This is a genomic window from Frankia sp. R43 (assembly GCF_001306465.1).
Taxonomy (GTDB): domain Bacteria; phylum Actinomycetota; class Actinomycetes; order Frankiales; family Frankiaceae; genus Parafrankia; species Parafrankia irregularis.
In genome coordinates, this window is the sequence record NZ_LFCW01000002.1 from 871,813 (window position 1) to 888,366 (window position 16,554).

The 16,554-nt window shown below is 70.3% G+C and carries 17 protein-coding genes and 1 pseudogene; 11 read left to right on the top strand and 7 right to left on the bottom strand.

Annotated elements, in window-relative coordinates; translation table 11 throughout:
• Positions 1-17: 17 nt before the first annotated feature.
• The 3 genes from ACG83_RS11675 to ACG83_RS11685 all read left to right on the top strand — a co-directional run bounded on the left by ACG83_RS11675 (position 18) and on the right by ACG83_RS11685 (position 2,933).
• Positions 18-842 (top strand): CbtA family protein, encoded by an 825-nt coding sequence (locus ACG83_RS11675; RefSeq protein ID WP_054566144.1) that lies wholly within the window; start codon positions 18-20, stop codon positions 840-842.
• Entirely contained in the window at positions 839-1,912 is a 1,074-nt protein-coding gene (locus ACG83_RS11680; protein ID WP_054566145.1) for a cobalamin biosynthesis protein, read from the top strand. Before ACG83_RS11675 ends, ACG83_RS11680 begins: the two co-directional genes overlap by 4 nt.
• 226 nt (positions 1,913-2,138) lie before the next feature.
• A complete protein-coding gene (locus ACG83_RS11685) occupies positions 2,139-2,933 on the top strand; it encodes a VOC family protein (RefSeq protein ID WP_054566146.1) in 795 nt (264 codons plus the stop codon).
• Here the strand turns inward: ACG83_RS11685 and ACG83_RS11690 are convergent.
• Positions 2,890-3,261, bottom strand: a complete 372-nt coding sequence (locus ACG83_RS11690; RefSeq protein WP_054566147.1) for a hypothetical protein — start codon at positions 3,259-3,261, stop codon at positions 2,890-2,892. The genes ACG83_RS11685 and ACG83_RS11690 overlap by 44 nt on opposite strands.
• 29 nt (positions 3,262-3,290) lie before the next feature.
• Here ACG83_RS11690 and ACG83_RS11695 point away from each other — a divergent pair, with 29 nt between their 5' ends.
• A complete protein-coding gene (locus ACG83_RS11695; protein ID WP_054566148.1) occupies positions 3,291-3,764 on the top strand; it encodes a hypothetical protein in 474 nt (157 codons plus the stop codon).
• 111 nt (positions 3,765-3,875) lie between these two features.
• Here the strand turns inward: ACG83_RS11695 and ACG83_RS11700 are convergent, their stop codons facing one another.
• Positions 3,876-5,180 carry an NtaA/DmoA family FMN-dependent monooxygenase gene (locus ACG83_RS11700; protein ID WP_054566573.1) on the bottom strand — a complete coding sequence of 435 codons (1,305 nt, stop codon included), beginning with the start codon at positions 5,178-5,180 and terminating at the stop codon, positions 3,876-3,878.
• 303 nt (positions 5,181-5,483) lie between these two features.
• Here ACG83_RS11700 and ACG83_RS11705 point away from each other — a divergent pair, with 303 nt between their 5' ends.
• Entirely contained in the window at positions 5,484-5,813 is a 330-nt protein-coding gene (locus ACG83_RS11705; RefSeq protein ID WP_054566149.1) for a hypothetical protein, read from the top strand.
• A 79-nt stretch (positions 5,814-5,892) separates the two neighbouring features.
• Positions 5,893-6,702, top strand: coding sequence for a patatin-like phospholipase family protein (locus ACG83_RS11710; RefSeq protein WP_235497830.1), 810 nt, complete (start codon positions 5,893-5,895; stop codon positions 6,700-6,702).
• A 22-nt stretch (positions 6,703-6,724) separates the two neighbouring features.
• Here ACG83_RS11710 and ACG83_RS11715 read toward each other — a convergent pair whose 3' ends face one another.
• The 3 genes from ACG83_RS11715 to ACG83_RS11725 form a co-directional block, all read right to left on the bottom strand.
• A complete protein-coding gene (locus ACG83_RS11715) occupies positions 6,725-7,831 on the bottom strand; it encodes an alpha-hydroxy-acid oxidizing protein (protein ID WP_054566574.1) in 1,107 nt (368 codons plus the stop codon).
• A 210-nt stretch (positions 7,832-8,041) separates the two neighbouring features.
• Complete coding sequence (locus tag ACG83_RS11720) at positions 8,042-8,818, bottom strand: FadR/GntR family transcriptional regulator (protein ID WP_054566151.1); 777 nt, start codon at positions 8,816-8,818, stop codon at positions 8,042-8,044.
• A 127-nt stretch (positions 8,819-8,945) separates the two neighbouring features.
• Positions 8,946-9,749: an enoyl-CoA hydratase/isomerase family protein gene (locus ACG83_RS11725; protein ID WP_006539423.1), complete on the bottom strand. Its 804-nt coding sequence runs from the start codon at positions 9,747-9,749 to the stop codon at positions 8,946-8,948.
• Positions 9,750-10,260: 511 nt separating this feature from the next.
• Here ACG83_RS11725 and ACG83_RS11730 point away from each other — a divergent pair.
• Positions 10,261-11,022, top strand: a complete 762-nt coding sequence (locus ACG83_RS11730) for an SDR family oxidoreductase (protein WP_054566152.1) — start codon at positions 10,261-10,263, stop codon at positions 11,020-11,022.
• 8 nt (positions 11,023-11,030) lie between these two features.
• On the top strand, positions 11,031-11,780 hold the full coding sequence (locus ACG83_RS11735; protein ID WP_054566575.1) for an enoyl-CoA hydratase/isomerase family protein: 750 nt from the start codon (positions 11,031-11,033) through the stop codon (positions 11,778-11,780).
• Between the two features lie 115 nt (positions 11,781-11,895).
• Here the strand turns inward: ACG83_RS11735 and ACG83_RS11740 are convergent, their stop codons facing one another.
• Positions 11,896-12,729 (bottom strand): amidohydrolase family protein, encoded by an 834-nt coding sequence (locus ACG83_RS11740; protein WP_198955597.1) that lies wholly within the window; start codon positions 12,727-12,729, stop codon positions 11,896-11,898.
• Positions 12,730-12,799: 70 nt separating this feature from the next.
• The gene (locus tag ACG83_RS11745; protein ID WP_054566153.1) at positions 12,800-13,861 is read right to left on the bottom strand and encodes a phosphotransferase family protein; all 1,062 of its coding nucleotides are present in this window, start codon (positions 13,859-13,861) and stop codon (positions 12,800-12,802) included.
• A 333-nt stretch (positions 13,862-14,194) separates the two neighbouring features.
• Here ACG83_RS11745 and ACG83_RS11750 point away from each other — a divergent pair.
• The 3 genes and pseudogenes from ACG83_RS11750 to ACG83_RS11760 form a co-directional block, all read left to right on the top strand.
• A pseudogene (locus ACG83_RS11750) lies at positions 14,195-14,995 on the top strand (SDR family oxidoreductase); the annotation flags it as partial.
• Positions 14,996-15,073: 78 nt separating this feature from the next.
• A complete protein-coding gene (locus tag ACG83_RS11755; RefSeq protein WP_054566577.1) occupies positions 15,074-15,838 on the top strand; it encodes a carboxymuconolactone decarboxylase family protein in 765 nt (254 codons plus the stop codon).
• Positions 15,835-16,548 (top strand): TetR/AcrR family transcriptional regulator, encoded by a 714-nt coding sequence (locus tag ACG83_RS11760; RefSeq protein ID WP_054566154.1) that lies wholly within the window; start codon positions 15,835-15,837, stop codon positions 16,546-16,548. The genes ACG83_RS11755 and ACG83_RS11760 overlap by 4 nt, the downstream gene beginning before the upstream one ends.
• Positions 16,549-16,554: the final 6 nt, after the last annotated feature.

Sequence of the window (16,554 nt, forward strand, 5' to 3'; positions counted from 1 at the left end):
GGCGGAGGCCGTTTCACATGATGCGCAGACTTCTTGTATTTGGCATGCTCGTAGGTCTCCTCGCCGGTCTGGTCGCCTTCGGGTTCGCCTCCATCGCGGGTGAGCCGCAGGTCGACGCGGCGATCGCCCTCGAGGAGGCGGCTGCCCAGGGGGAGGCGGTTACCCCGCATTCCCACGGCGAGCATGACGACGAAGCCGCGGCCACGCACTCGCACGAGGAGCCCGCGGAGGTGTCACGGTCGACCCAGAAGGGGATCGGCCTGGCCGTCGCAACCGGCCTGTACGGCGTCGCGATGGGCGGGCTTTTCGCCATCGCGTGCGCCGTCGCCTACGGCCGCATCGGCGTGCCGGGGATGCGGGCCACCGCCGCGACCGTCGCGCTGGGCGGTTTCGTCGCGGTCGCCCTGGTTCCCTTTCTCAAGTACCCGGCGAATCCCCCGGCTGTCGGGAACGCGGACACCATCGACCGCCGGACCGGTCTGTACGTGGTGATGGTTCTGGTCTCGGTGCTGGCCGCACTGATCGCGGCTCAGGTCGGCCGGATGCTCGCCGGCCGCAGCAGCCGATGGAACGCCTGGCTCGCCTCGGCCGGGGCGTTCACCGTGCTGGTGACGGTGGCCGCCGTTCTCATGCCCGTGGTCAACGAGGTGCCCGCATCCTTCCCGGCCGAGCTGTTGTGGCGTTTCCGGTTGTCCTCGCTGGGCACCCAGGCGCTGGTCTGGGTGGTGCTCGGGCTCGGGTTCGGCCCGCTCGCCGAACGTGTGCTCAACCCGTCACCGGCCCGGCGTACCACGGCCCTTCCGGTGTCGGCCTCGCCGGCGTCGAGCGGCTCGGCCGGTTGATCGGCCGCCGAGCCCTGGGCCTGCTGGTCGGCGCGGGGCTCGACGTGCTTTTCGCGGATCCGGCCCGGTTCCATCCGGTGGCTGGTTTCGGCCGGGTCGCCGGGAGTCTCGAGCGTGTCGTCCATCGTGACAACCGGCTGGTCGGTGCCGCGTACGCGGCGGTGCTCGTCGGGGTCCCGGCGCTGGCCGCGCACCGGGTGGAACGAGCGCTGGCCGCCCGCCCCGCCAGCCCGGCGGCCGGGCTGGCCCTGACGGCGCTGACCGCCGCGACCACGTGGACGGTGCTGGGCGGCATGTCGCTGCGCCGGGAGGGCCGAGCGCTCGGCGGTGAGCTGGCCCGGGCCGACCTGGCCGCCGCGCGTTCCCGGCTGCCGTCGCTGTGCGGGCGGGACCCGTCGATGCTCGACGTGGCCGGGCTCGCCCGGGCCGGGGTCGAGTCGCTGGCCGAGAACACCTCGGACGCCGTCGTCGCACCGCTGCTGTGGGGTGCGGCCGCCGGCCTGCCCGGTCTCGCCGCCTATCGGGCGGTGAACACCCTGGACGCGATGGTCGGCTACCGCAGCGCCCGCCATCGCCGCTTCGGCTGGGCCGCTGCCCGGGCCGACGACCTGGCCAACCTGCTACCCGCCCGGGTCTGCGCGCTGCTGACCTGCGCCTGCGCCCCGGTGGTCGGCGGCTCACCGGCGCAGGCGCTGCGGACGGTGCGCCGGGACGGCCGCCGCCACCCCAGCCCGAACTCGGGTATGGCCGAGGCCGCGTTCGCCGGGGCGGCCGGCCTGCGGCTCGGCGGCGAGCTGCGGTATGCCCACGGCGTCGAGCACCGTCCCGAGCTGGGCACCGGACGTCAGCCGCAGGTCGAGGACCTGGCGGTGGCGGCGCGCCTGTCCGGAGCGGTCACGGTGGCCGCGGCCGGGCTCAGCGCCGGCGTCGCCGCCGTGGCGGCGACGAGGTCGAGGACGAGGTCGAGGACGAGGTCGAGGACGAGGTCGAGGACGAGGTCGAGGACGAGGTCGAGGTCGAGGTCGAGATCGAGATCGCGGTCGCGGGCCGCGGCGGGGGAGCAGGCCTGATCGCTGGTGCGGCCACGGCGGCGCGCCCTGCTTCACCCGTTCTGATCGTCGGGCGATCGCCTGGCGTCGGCAGGCCGTCGGCGAATTTCTCGCAATGCCGCGGCCGTGCGGCGATGAGTTTCTGTCGGTGGTCGGGTCCAATCTGTCGACAGCACGAGCACGGCGACCTGCGGGCGCACCTCCCGCGCCCCGCGCGCCGCGTGCCACGACGATGAAGGAGCCCGTGATGCCCGCCAACGACACCACCCTGCCTGGCGCCCCCTGCTGGATCGACCTGATGACCTCGGACGTCGAAGGCGCCCGCGCGTTCTACGCGGAGCTGTTCGGCTGGGTCCCGGCGGAGCCGTCCGAGGAGTTCGGCGGCTACTTCATGTTCTTCAGCAAGGACGGAAAGATGATCGCCGGCGGGATGCCGAAGCAGGAGGCCGAGCTCCCCGACGTCTGGACCACCTATCTGATGGTGGCGGATGCGGAGAAGACCGTGGCGGCGGCATCCGCGCACGGGGGAACCGTGCTGGTCCCGCCGATGCCCGTGGCCGACCTGGGAACCATGGCCGTGGTGACCGATCCCGCGGGTGCGGTGATCGGCCTGTGGCAGCAGGGCAGCCATCGTGGTTTCCAGCTGCTGGCCGAGCCGGGAGCGCCCGGCTGGTTCGAGCTGATGAGCCGTGACTTCGCTGCCTCCGTCCCCTTCTACCAGGAGGTCTTCGGCTGGAAGACGAAGATCATGGGGGACACCGACGACTTCCGCTACCTCGTCCAGGTCGACGACGCCGGCGAGCAGTACGCGGGGATCATGGATGCTTCGCGTTTCCTCCCCGAGGGCGTCCCGTCGCACTGGGGTGTGTACATCGCGGTGGAGGACACCGACGCCGCGGTGGCCCTGGCCGAGAAGCTCGGCGGCACGATCGCCCAGCCGCCGATCGACACTCCCTACGGCCGGCTCGCGATCGCGGCCGACCCGTTCGGCGCCGCCTTCAAGCTGGTCGGGCCCAACAAGGAGGAGCAGGCGACTGCCTGAGGTGGATACCGCCCGCGGCCCCGGTGAGATCCGCCCGGCGGGAGGTCCGGCCCCGGTGAGAGGTGTTCACCGGGGCGGGCCGCACGTCGTCCCGGGTTCCGCCCGGCCGTTGCCTGCCCGGCCGCAGCCGCTCGATCGCCGCCTCAACCTCCGGGTCCCGCAGCGTCACCAGCTCGACCTCGACACGCTGCCGCCGCTGCGCCGCCGACAGTGCCTCCGCCGGAGCCACCAGCAGCGCGAACACGTACGCATCGAAGGCGGCGCAGTCCCGCGCGTCCTGCAGGGCCTCCCGGGTGCTGACGCGTGGCGCGAGGTCCCGAATCGCCACAACCGCACCGAACGCTTAGCGTTCGTCCCATGGCCACAGTCGCGTTCGTCGTTGCCTGCCTGGCGGTGGTGGCCGCCGGCTTCTCAGCCTGGTACGGGCGTGGGCAGAAGCGTGCGGCCGACCTCGCCGCGACGGAGGCGAGGCGTGCCGCGGACGCTGCGGCAGAGGCAGTGCGGATCGAGCAGGCCCGGCGGGCAGACGAAGTGGCCGACGCCGAACATCGACGCGTGCGCTTCAAACTGGTCCCCACCGGAGGGCAGAGCGGAAGCCTCCATCTTCTCCGAAACACGGGAACCGACACCGCCTACGGGGTTCACATCGACACGGGCGACCTGCGTGTCGCAAACCAGACCTTGGACTTCGACGAGATCAAGGCGGACACGGAGCACACGCTCTACCTCGCGAGGACCATGCGAACTACTACCGATCGCATAGAGATCACCTGGAGCCGAAGCCCCGACCACTCGGCCTCGCAGAGGTCCGTGAGGCTGCTCGTGCGGTAGTGAGGCGGGCGTCCTTCGAACTCATGCGTTCGCAGCGGCCGGGCTTCCTCCCGACGCCCGCCGGTGTCGTTCTGCCAGGCCTTGCACGAAGTCAGCGTCAGTGTCGATCGATCAGAAGTCGAGCAGGTTGTCGCGGAACAGCCGGTGCGGGTACGACCCGCGCATGAGCCCGCGGCGGCGCAGCGCCGGGGCGAGCCCGTCCACGATCTCGCTGACCGAACGGCGGTGCACCGGCGTGGCGATCAGGAAACCGTCGCCGCCGACGGCGTCCATCACCTCGCCCATCTGCACGGCGACGGTGTCCGGCGAGCCGACCAGCTCCACCGACTCGACCGTGTCGTGATCCATCACGGTCTCCCGCAGCGTGCGTCCGGCCGCGGCGGCGGCGAACCGGGCCATCGAGCTCTGGTGGCCGTTCACCTGGCCGGTCAGATCCGGGAAAGGAGCGTCCAGGTCGAACTGCGCGAAATCGATGCCGCTGAAATAGGACATCTGCCCGAGGATGGTGTCCATGACGTCGGGGTCGTGCTGCCGTGCGCGGCGGCGGGCCAGGGTCTCGCGGGCCTCCGCGTCGGTCTCGCCCAGAACCGGGTTGACCAGGAACAGCACCTTGCAGTCGGCCGGCTTGCGCCCGTGCCGAAGCATGCGCTCGGAGATGTCGTCCCGGTAGGCGCGCATCGCGTCCACCCCGTGCGGCACCGCGATGATGGTGTCGGCGTGCTTCGCGGCGAGCTCCCGGCCCGCGGGTGACCCCCCGGCCTGGCAGATCACCGGGCGGCCCTGCGGCCCGGCCGGGGCGTTGAGAGGCCCGCGGCTGCGGTGGAAACGCCCGTCGAAGTCGATGGTGTGCACCTTGCGGTGATCCGCGAAGACCCCGCCACTGGCGACCACCGCGCCGGGCTCCCAGGAGGACAGGAGCCGATCCACCAGGTCCATCCACTCGTCGGCCATCTCGTAGCGCAGGTCGTGCTCGAAATGCTCCGCGAAGCCGAAGTTCTGGGCCGAGCGGTGGCTGCTGGACGTCACCAGGTTCGCCCCGGCCCTGCCTTCGGAGAGGTGATCGAGAGAGGCCAGCATCCGGGCTGCCATGAACGGTGGACAGAACGACGTGGACAGTGTCGCCACCAGCCCGATTCGCGAGGTGGCCTGGCTCATCACGGCCACGGCGGCCATCGGGTCCAGCCGGGGGGATTCCCAGGCGTGGGCGAGGTCGACCTCCATCGTCCCCTTGTAGGTATCAGTGATCATCAGGCCGTCTTCGAGGATCAGGTAGTCGAAGAACGCGCGCTCGAGCGAACGGGCGAGATCGGTGTAAAAGCTGCCCCTGGTCCATTCCGAGGAAAGCGTGCCCGACCACATGTCGTTCCAGGCCGGCGGCCCGAATCCACTGCCGACGAACCAGCCCAGGTGGAACATGCGCACCTCTTCCTCACGGTCGTACCCACGACGGGCGGCGCCGGCCGGGGCCGACGGGGCCGTGCACGGGTCGTTGATCCAGGCACGCGGCAGTCTCGTCGCCGCGGATTGCCGGCCAGGAGCCGTCTGGTTGCCCTGCCGTTGCGCCGGTTGATCCGTCGCGTGGCGCCCGATCGGCGCGCGATGTGGTTCGATCGCGCCGCCGTATGCGCCGCTCACCGGGCGCCTGACCCGGTTTCGTCGCGGGTGGTCATCCCGCGCGCCGTGAGGACGACGTCCCGAACAGAACAGAAAGGGACCACCGTGGAACTTGGCCTGTTCACCGCCTGCCTGCCGCGGCTCGGGCTCGCCGACATCGCGGCCTGGTGTGTCCGGTCGGGATATCAGACGCTGGAGGTCGCTGCCTGGCCGGTCGGAAGCGAGCAAGCTCACCAGGCCAGCCACCGTTACCGCGTTCCGGGCCGCGGCCAGCTCGACTGGAACCGCATCATCGACGTCCTCCATGACGGGGGTTTCTCCGAGACGGTCGCCGTCGAGCACGAGGACCCGGTGTGGAGCGGTTCGGAGGCGAAGGTGAAGTGGGGCCTTGAGATCGCCGCGCGAACTCTCGGCCCGCTGGTCCTGGGCGGATGATTTCCGGCGAACCCGCCTGCCGGGCCATCCACGGGCGGGACTTGACCTCGACCTCCCTTGAGGTCCGATGCTGGCGCGCATGACGTTCTCTGCCGCTCAGGCGGTCGTGCTCGGTCCCGGTGGGCTCGTCGGCATGGCGTGGCTGTTCGGGCTCGCGGCCGGGCTTCGCGACGAGGGCGTGGACCTGGCGGACGCCGATCTGATCGTGGGAACCTCCGCGGGCGCGATCGCCGGCGCGGCGCTGGCCTCCGGCGGTGATCTCCGGCGGCTGGCGGCGCCTCCCGAGTCGTCCGGACCGTGGCACCGGCCCGATCCCGACCTCATGGCCCGAGTGCGGGCCGTTCTAGGGGATTCCGGGCTGGAGCCGGCCGAGGCCCGCCGCCGCGTCGGCCGGCTCGCGCTCACCGCGCCCACCATCGCCGAGGAGGAACATGTGGCCTCGATGGAGTACCTGGTCGGTGCCGGCGGCTGGCCGCAGCGCGCAATGCTGATCACCACCGTGGATCTCGATACCGGTGAGCCCGTGGTGTGGGACCGCGCCAGCGCCGCTCCGCTGGCGAGAGTGGTGGCGGCGAGCTGTGCCATGCCCGGTGCCTATCCGCCGGTCACGATCAACGGCCGTCGCTGTATCGACGGAGCCCTCGCCGGGGGATCCCATCCGCATCTTGCCGCCGGGGCGAAGACGACTGTCCTGGTGGAGCCCTTCGGGGTCGACTCGGGCGACGTGCTGGTGCAGGGCACCCGCACCACACGCGTCGTGCCCGACGATGCCGCGCGCGAGGCCATCGGCACGGATGTGGGTGACCACACCCGTTGGGTACCGGCCTTCGAGGCGGGCCTGCGACAGGCCCCGGCGGCCGCCGGTCGAATCCGTCTTCCGCTTTCCTGAAGCCGGACCGCGCGCGGAAGACCTATCGACGGCGCAGGGCAGCGGGGCCGAGGTCGGCGATCCGTGGGTAGCCGTCGACCGCCATGAGCAGGTCGGCCTCGGCGAGCAGCGAACGCAGCACGTGGACGACTCCGTCCTCGCCGCCGAGCGCCAGACCGTACACATACGGTCTTCCCACGCCGACCGCCCGGGCGCCCAGCGCGAGCGCCTTGACGACGTGGTCACCGGAGCGCACACCGGAGTCGAAGACCACCGGGATCTCGCCGGCGGCCTCGACGACATCGGGCAGCATGTCGAGCGAGGCCAGCCCGCCGTTCGCCTGGCGACCACCATGGTTGGAGCAGTAGATCGCGTCGACACCACCGTCGACCGCTCGTCGGACGTCCTCCGGATGCATGATTCCTTTGAGGATCAGCGGCAGGCTGGTCATGGACCGGAACCAGGTCAGGTCCTTCCAGGTAAGGCTCGGATTGCCGAAGGTCAGCGCCCAGGTCCCCACGGCGGCCTGGAGATCCTCCCGCGGCGGTCTGGCCAGCCGGGAGACGAAGACCGGGTCGCTGAAGTAGTTCTCGAGTGCCAGCCCGCGTAACTGGGGAAAGTTCGATCGGGTGAGATCGCGGGGCCGCCATCCCGGAACCCAGGTGTCGAGCGTGACGACAATCCCTTTGAAGCCCGCCTTCTCAGCCCGGTGCACCAGGCTCTCGGCCAGCTCACGGTCGTTGGGTGTGTAGAGCTGGAAGAATCCCGGAGTTTCCCCGAGCTGGGATGCGACATCCTCCAACGGGTCGGTGGCGAGAGTGGAGGCGATCATGGGTACGCCGGTCCTGGCCGAAGCCCGCGCCACCGCCAGGTCTCCGTGGCCGTCCTGGGCGCACACACCGATCACGCCGACGGGAGCCATCAGCAGCGGTGACGGCAGCGTCATCCCGCAGAGTTCGACCGACAGATCCCGCTGGCTGCCGTCGACGAGCATCCGGGGAATCAGGCCCCAGTCGTCGAACACCGAGACGTTGAGATCCTGGGTGTGTTCGTCGCCGGCACCGCCGGCCACGTACGAGAGCAGCCACGGGTCGAGCGCCCGGGAGCCGCGTTCCTCCAGTTCGGCATAGGTCATCGGCATCGTCGGCATGACGCCGGAGAGGCCGTTGAGGTAGATCTCGAACTGATAGTCACCGAAGTTCGCCACAGGGTGCGCCTGCTCGCTCGTAGGTGGCGCAACCGTACGCCCGTACCGCCGTATCCGCCACCGGCGGTTGCCGGGCAACCACCAACGCCGGACCGCATTCGGCCAGGAACGACACCTGGTCAGGAACGACACCCGGTCAGGAACGACACCCGGTCAGAAGGCGTGCTGCATCAGATCGATGACGGTCTTCGCGCGCTGTGCGAGCATGACCCGACCGACGATCTTCATGTGCCCGGCCCAGTGCTCCTCGGCCGCGCCGGCGTCGCCCTGCTCGATGAGGGTGGCGAGCCGGGCCTGGGAACGCAGGCCGCGCAGTTTGGTGCTGGTGGCGTCGCCGGCGTCGTCGGGCTGGCTCACCGCGGCCACCGCCCGGGCGACGACCTCGTTGAGCATCTCGATGACAATGGACAACGTCTGATTGCCCGCGAGCTCGACGAGCCGGCTGTGAAAACGTGAGTTGGCCTGCCCGAATGCTTCGGGATCGTCAACCACCTCAAGCTGCTCGGCGGTGAGCCGCCGCAGCTCCGCGGCCGCCGACCGGTGCGAGCGCGACGCGGCCACCAGCCTTGCCGCGACCGGCTCGATCATGCTGCGGGCGTCGTAGACGTCCACCAGCGGGACGTTGCGGGCCTGCAGGACCATCGCCGCCGTGCGTGCCGTCAACCGCTCGTCGGGCTGATGGACGATCACACCGCCGAGCACCCCGCGGCGCACGGAGATGAGGCCTTCCGTCTCCAGGATGCGCAGCGCCTCCCGCAGCGACGGGCGGGACACGCCGAAGCGGTCGACGAGGTCGGGCTCGCGGCCGAGTGACTCACCCTCCGCCAGTTCGCCCTGCACGATGAGCCGTCGGAGCTCGTCGGCGATCCGCTGCGGCTTCTCGCGGGGCGCTGCCCGCTCACCGCCGCGGGCGTTCCCGGCCTCGGTCACCTGGCTTGACCTTCCTTCCGCTGGTTACCTTCCACGGGTCGCCTTCCGCTGGTCGCCCCGCCCAGGCCACCTGCCTTCCACGGACCGGCGCGTTCGGCGCCGGCCGCAACGGCCACGGTCCGCGGGATCAGCTGCACTGCCACTTGGGCGTGCGCTTCTCCATGAACGCCTGCGGTCCCTCCTGGGCGTCGTCGGTGCGTACGACGCGCTCGCGATAGGCCTCGGCCATGATCTCGGCCTCGTGCAGGGGGAGGTCGCGGCCCTTGCGGATGGCGAGGCGGGTGCCGCGTACGGCGAGGGGGGCGTTGCGGTTCACGATGCCGGCGATCTCATGGGCGCGCTCGAGCAGCCGGTCGTGTTCGACGACTTCGGAGACGAGCCCGAGATCGTAGGCACGCTGGGCGCTCATGCGCTCGTGCCGGCCCATCAGCGCCATCCGCATGGCGATGTTGGTGGGCAGGGCGCGGGCGAGGCGGACGGCCTCCCGTCCGCTGACCAGGCCGATGCTCACGTGCGGGTCGAAGAACTCGGCGCGTTCGGAGGCGATGACGATGTCCCCGGTGGTGACGAGGTCGAGCCCGGCGCCGCAGCACAGGCCGTTGATCGCGGCGAGGATCGGCTTGGTCATGGTCCGGAAGGGGGGTGTGCCTTCCTGCGGGGCCTCCCACTGGGGGTAGGTCGTCAGGTACGGCTCCTCGTAGACGACCCGTCCGTCGCCGGAGATCTCGCCGACGTCGGCGCCGGCGCAGAAGGCCCGGCCGTTGCCGGTGATGACGAGGATCCAGACGTTGTCGTCGGCCTCGGCCTCTGCATAGGCACGGCGCAGTTCCTCGATCATGGCCGGGCTCAGGGCGTTGAGCTGGTCGGGCCGGTCGAAGGTGATCGTGGCGATGCGGTCGGCGACGTCGTACTGGATCGACTCGAACCCCATGGGTGTTTCTCCCTCTCGTCCGTCTGCCCTGCACCGACGTCAGGCACCGTAAACATATAGATATTACGGAGCCTAGCTTCTCTCGTGGTGCGCGCGCAACGGTCGCGGGCCGCGCTGTGGTCAGCCGTGTCGTCCGCGCACCCGCATGCCGCCGCCGGCTGGGCGGTCGCCGCGGAGGACCCCGCCTGCCGCACCTGCCGGCGGCGGTACGCGGATCGGTGAGGCGTCGATCCTCCGTGAGGTGCGGCGTGAACATGACGCCCAAAAAGTGTAGATTTTTCGAGTTAGCTGGTTCGGTGCCGCATCCGGACCGGTCGCCCGCGCTGTGCTTGCGGGTGACCGGTCCGCAGGGATAAAAGAAAGAAATACTTTATCCAAAATCAGCCTCGCCGCCTGCGGATGTCGTCCAGCGGGCGGGGCGGCCGAGGCGCGGGCCCACCACCCGCATCGGGTGGCCGGCCAGGAACCGGCCGGGCCGGCCAGGACGTGAACCTCAGAGAGGAAGCATCACGTGGAACTGAAAGGCATACGGGCGGTCGCCGTGGGCGGCGCCTCCGGGATGGCCCGTGCGACGGCCGAGCTGATCGGTGCCCGCGGTGGCCGGGTCGCGATCCTCGACCGTGCCGCGAGCGACGGGGAAGCGGTCGCCGCCGGCCTCAACGGCACGTTCCACCCCTGCGATGTCACCGACTTCGCCGGGTTCGAGGCGGTCCTGGACGCGGCCGTGGCCGCGCTCGGAGGCATCGACGTCGTGGTGAACACCGCGGGTGGCGCGAGGCCCGGGCGAACCCTGGGCAAGACGGGTCCGCTGCCCATCGAGGAGTTCCAGCAGACCATCGATCTCAACCTCGTCGGCACGTTCAACGTGGCCCGGCTGGCGGCCGCCCGGATGGCCACCAACGAGCCGAACGCCGAGGGCGAGCGGGGCGTGATCATCAACACGGCGTCGATCGCCGCGTTCGAGGGCCAGATCGGCCAGATCGCCTACACCGCGGCCAAGGGCGGTGTCGCGGCGATGAGCCTCACGATGGCCCGGGAGCTGGGCTCGCTGGGAATCCGGGTGAACGCGATCGCGCCCAGCCTGTTCCACACCGGGCTGACCGCGGGGATCCCCGAGGACTACGAGAAGGTGCTGACGAAGGACGCGGCCTTCCCCAAGCGGATGGGCCGGCCCGAGGAGTACGCCCTGCTCGCCGTCGGGATCGTCGAGAACCCGATGCTCAACGGCCAGACGATCCGTCTGGACGGCGGCCAGCGCTTCGCCCCGAAGTGAGCGACCAGATGAGCATCCTCACCGACCTGACCGACGGCGCGCTCGTCGTCACCATCAACCGCCCCGAGGCCCGCAACGCCCTGAACGGCGAGGTCGGCCAGGGCATCGTCGACGCCCTCGCACGTGCCTCGGACGACGCGGACATCCGCTGCGTCGTTCTCACCGGTGCCGGTGACCGCAGCTTCTGCGCCGGCCTCGACCTCAAGGCCCTGGCCCGCGGTGAGAACCTCAAGCCCGTCATGGATGGCCTGAACGCGCTGCGGGACTTCCCGAAGCCGCTGCTGGGCGCGGTGAACGGTGCCTGCCTGGGCGGTGGCTTCGAGGTCATGATGTTCTGTGACCTCGTGGTCGCCGTCGAGGACACGCCGTTCGGGCTGCCCGAGGTCCGGCGTGGCCTGCTGGCCGGTGGCGGTGGCACCCGGCTGGCGCAGCGGCTGCCGATCGCGGTCGCCCTCGAGCTCGGGCTCACCGGGGAGCCGATTCCCGCGTCCGAGGCGCTGCGCTGGGGCCTGATCAACCGCGTGGTGCCCCAGGACGAGCTGCTGCCCACGGCGCTTGGGCTCGCCGCCCGCATCGGGCTCGGCGGCCCGCTCGCCGTCACCGCGACCAAGCGGCTGATGCGTGCCGAGCTCGGCGACGACGAGGCGGCGATGAAGCCGGTCTTCGCGGCGATGGGCACGCTCATGGGGAGTGAGGACGCCCAGGAGGCCGGTCGTGCCTTCGCCGAGAAGCGGACTCCCGTCTGGAAGGGCCGCTGATCGCCGGCGGGCGATAGAGCACGGCCTCTGCGCGGTCGTTCGCAAGCGCTGAGCCTGGATGGCGGGACCGACGGTTGGTCCGCCATCCAGGCTTTCCGCGGTATGGCGTCCGCTGTTACGAGGCGGGCTCGCGGTTGAAGAAGAAGGCATCCGCATTGCCGTACAGCCAGTTGTCGCGGACCTCATCGGTCAGCGGGAGGGCCTCGGCCTCACCGAGGCACCGCTTGAACGACAGCACGGGGTAGTCCGAGGCGAAGATGACCCGGTTCTTGCCGCGGGTCGACATGAAGTGCAGCAGCGATTCGGGCAGCCGCTTCGGCGACCACGCCGACGTCATCAGGCGCAGGTTGCGGTACTTGATCATCAGGCGGATCGCGGTGTCCCACCACGGATCCGCGCCGTGGATCATGCACAGCTTCAGTTCGGGAAACCGGTAGCAGACCCGGTCGAGGTGAATCGGGTCCTGGGGCTCGGCCGGCAGGGGTGGGCCGGGGATGCCGGTGTTGACGCACAGCGGCAGGTCGAGCTCGCAGCACTTCGTGTAAAGGGGGTAGTAGACCGGGTCGGTGGGCGGGTACATGCCGTCACCCCAGAAACTGGGGCCGACGGTGGCGCTCACCACCGGAAAGTCGCGGGCGAACGACTCCAGGGCGCGGACCGTCGGCATGGGATGCAGCAGGTTGAAGCCACCGATCGCGAGGGCGAACCGGTCCGGGCGGGCCTCGGCGAACTGGAACGCCCGGCCGTCGGGCTTCCCGGCCTTCGCGATCAGGACCGCGCGCTCGACACCGTTCGCGTCCATGTCCTCCAGCAGCTCGGGCAGCTCCGGGCTGCGGAAGAAGTTGTCGCCGCCCTTGAAATAGTCCTCCTTCACACGGACCATCCAGTCGGGCTGCTTCTTCGTGTCGCCGAAGTCGACGTTCACCAGGCAGTCGATGGCACGGGTCAACGTGATCTCCTTTCCTTGTCGGGATTGTTCGGCCCGCGTATACCCCCTGCGCAGTCGCGCTGGGCCGTGGTCAGACCTGGGAGAGCACTCGGCGGAGGGCCTGGCTGACCATGTTGTCGTAGGGGAAGGTGTCGGGCATGAAACCCATGTCGACGACCAGCTTCCCGATCCGGACCATGATGACGGTGAACCGCAGCCCGGCGAACACCTCGAAGTAGTCGAGGTTGTCCGTGGGGCGCCCGGTGACCGACTGCCAGAGCGCGGCCGTCTCGTCGCGGGAGGGAAAGCCCGGCAGCCGGTTGACACCGGGGCCGGTGGTGAGCGTCTCGTCGGCGAAGATCCACCAGCCCAGGTCCAGGAGGGGGTCGCCGACGCTCGCCATCTCCCAGTCGAGCACCGCGGCGACCTCGAAGTCCTGGAAGATGAGGTTGCTGAGCCGGGCGTCCCCCCAGCACAGCGCCGGGGCGTCGACGGGTGTCGACGGCTTGTTGCGCCTGAGCCAGGCGAGTGCGTCCCGGGCCAGCTCGAAGGGCCTGCCCTCCTCGGCCCAGGCCAGGAACCGTTCGTAGCGGTCGAGCTCCGCGCCCACCGGATCGTCCGGGGGCACCAGCAGGCCCGCGGGGACGTCGAGATCGGCGAGCGCGGTGGTGTGGATGCCCGCCAGTGCGCGGACCCCGCTCACCCAGGCCTGCCGCTGCTGCTCGGGCGACGCGTCGGCCAGCCACCCGGCCGACGCGTAGGGCGGAGTGTCGCTGGGGATCAGGCCCGCGACCCTTTCCATGATCCAGAACGGGGCGCCGAACCAGGAGATGTCCGGCTCGAACCAGTGCATGCGGGCCATCGGCACACTGGAGGCTTCGGCGAGCGCGCGCATCACGTGGAACTGCAGCGCGAAGGTGTCGTCGGGGAACACCACGTAGCTCGTCGGCGCGATGCGCGCGACCAGGTGATGCCGTTCCGGCCCGGCGGGGCCGGCCCAGCTGGCGTCGAACAGGACCGTCTCGTTGGATGCCCCGGTCCCGGCCGGGATGGTCGGTTCCCCGACCTCGACGTCGGTCAGCCCGCGGACGTCGGTGAGCCAGCTGCGCAGGCGGCTGGCGGTCTCGAGGGGGTCACGTAACTGGAAGTCCATGGGCAGGCCTCACGGTGGTAGCGGCTTAAAAGAACTATATGTTTCGGAGGTCTGCGCCGCTAGCCTGCAGTCCGTCCTGACGGCGGAAAGCCGCAGTTGATCGCAAGCCGAAGTCAGAGTACCAGCGGCGTGTGTGGCGCAACAGCTCCAGCTGCTGGCTGGGCCGGCCCGCCGGCGTGCTGCGGGGCGAGCGTCCGCCGTTGATGGCGTGCGCCCATGTATCTAAACTATTTGGACCTTCCTCCTTCTCCCCGTCGTGGCGTGCGCCTGCCCGTGAAGGCGACTACCTTGCTTTCTAAGCTGTCCGCTTTAACTGAGGGAGGCCTGCATCGGATGACACATCCCCTGGAACTCGCCGGAGCCGCCGTGGTCGTCACCGGCGGGGGCAGCGGCATCGGACGGGCCAGCGCGCTCGCGTTCGCGCGCCGCGGCGCCCGGGTAGTCGTGAGCGACCTCGATGCGGCCCGGGCCCAGGCCGTCGCCGCGGAGATCGCCACCGACGGCGGCGAGGCGATCGGCCTGCGGGTCGACGCCACAAGCGAGGCCGACCTCACGGCGATGCGCACCGCCTGCCTCGAACGGTTCGGCCGGGTCGACGTCGTGATGAACAACGTCGGCGTGCTGGCCCTCGGCGCGCCGGAGTCGCTGCCCGACGAGGCCTGGCAGCGTGTCCTCGACGTGAACCTGATGAGTGTGGCGCGCAGCAATCGGGTCTTCCTCCCGGTGCTGCTCGCCCAGGGCTCGGGGCACGTGGTGAACACGTCGTCCGCCTCGGGGCTGCTCGCCTACGGCTTCGACCGGCTGCCCTACGTCGCGAGCAAGCACGCGATCGTCGGGCTGTCCGAAGCGCTGGCGCTGTACCTGGGCCCGTGCGGTGTCGGGGTCACCTGCGTCTGCCCCTCGGGCGTGATCACGAACATCGTGGAACAGATCGCCGTCTATGGCGAGGTGGCCGCGTCGCCGCGGGCCCCCGACCACCCCCTCGTCTCGGCGGAGACCGTGGGCGAGCTGGTGGCCGAAGCCGTGGCGGAGGGGCGGTTCCTCGTTCTCACCGTGCCCGAGATCTCCGACGAGCTGGTCACCCGGGCTGCTGACCTGGACGCCTACCTGCAGGTCCGCATCGCGCAGCAGTCATCGGACACCGCGAACGGCACCGCGGCGGCCGGCCCGTCCGCCGCACGTCCGTCCGTCCGCCGCACGAGAGGAACGATCATGACTGTGAGCATGCCCGCCGACGAGCTCTACCGCGCGGTGATGACCGTCGAGCCGCCGGCTGTGGAGACACCTTTCGAAGCCACGTCCCGGCGGTTCCTGTTCGGGGAGATCTGGAGCCGCCCGGACCTGGGTATCCGCGACCGGCGCCTGGTGTCGCTGGCCTGCGTCGCCGCGGCCGACGCGGCGACGCCGATCGCCGACCACGTCTACGCGGCGTTACGCAGCGGCGATCTGACCATCGAGCAGCTGAATGAGGTGACACTGCACTTCGCGGTCTACTGCGGCTGGCCGAAGGCCTCGTTCCTGGAACAGACCGTCCGTGCGCAGTGGCAGCGGCTGCACGAGGAGCGTGGGCAGGAGGCACCGCCCTGGCCGACCCTGACCGCCGAGGATCTCGGGCCCGAGGACCGTGCGGAACGGATCCGCGGCGGGCAGGAGGAGTTCCGGACCGTCAACGTCATTCCGGCGCCACCGTCCGATTCGCCGTACTTCTACGCCGGCATCCTCAATTTCGTCTTCGGTCATGTGTGGCGCCGACCGGGTCTGAGTCGCCGTGAACGACGACTCGTCACGATCCCCTGCGTGGGGGCGTCGGACGCGGTCGGGCCGATCTTCTCGCACGTCGGTTCGGCACTAGAGTCGGGCGATGTGAGCTACGAGGAGATGCAGGAGATCATCCTGCACTTCAGTGCCTACTACGGTTTCGCCAAGGGCGAGGTGCTGCACGACGCTGCTCGACACTGGCGAGCGGGCCGGGCATGAACCAGCCGCAGGGCACCCCATCGAGCCATGTGCCGGGCACCCCGCCCGGTGCGATGGCGCTGCGGCTCCTGCTGGCCGCGGAGCGGCTGTTCGCCGAGCATGGCATCGACGGGGTGTCCCTGCGGCAGATCGCCGCCCAGGCCGGGTCGGCCAACAACTCGGCCGTGCACTACCACTTCGGCTCGAAGAGCCAGCTGATCGAAGCGATCTTCGCGCACCGGCTGCCCCAGCTGGTGCAGCGGCGCGCGCTGCTGCTCGCCCGCATCGACCGGGACGACCTGCGGGCACGTTTCGAGGCACAGCTGCTGCCGGTGCTTGAACTGGCCGAGTCGCCCGACAACCTCTACGTGTCCTTCGTCGAGCAGCTACAGCGCAGCGAGGAGTCGGGCGCGCTCGCCCAGTCGACGGAGATCCAGCAGTCGCAGCAGGATTTCTTCGACGACATGCGCCGGCTGCTGGCACACCTGGATGAGCCGGTGCGGACGCTGCGCATCCGCGAGGTACAGGAGCTCAGCGTGCATGCCGCCGCGCGGCGCGAGCGGGCGATCGCGGCAGGCGAGCACGTCAGTCCGTTCGGCCTGTTCGTCAGCACCCTGATCGACGGCTTCACCGGGCACCTCGCGGCCCCGGTGTCCCCGGAGACCCGCCGCTTCCTCCAGGGAATCGACCAGGACCAGGGTTCCTCGGACATGCCCCCGCCGATGCTCTGACGCCTG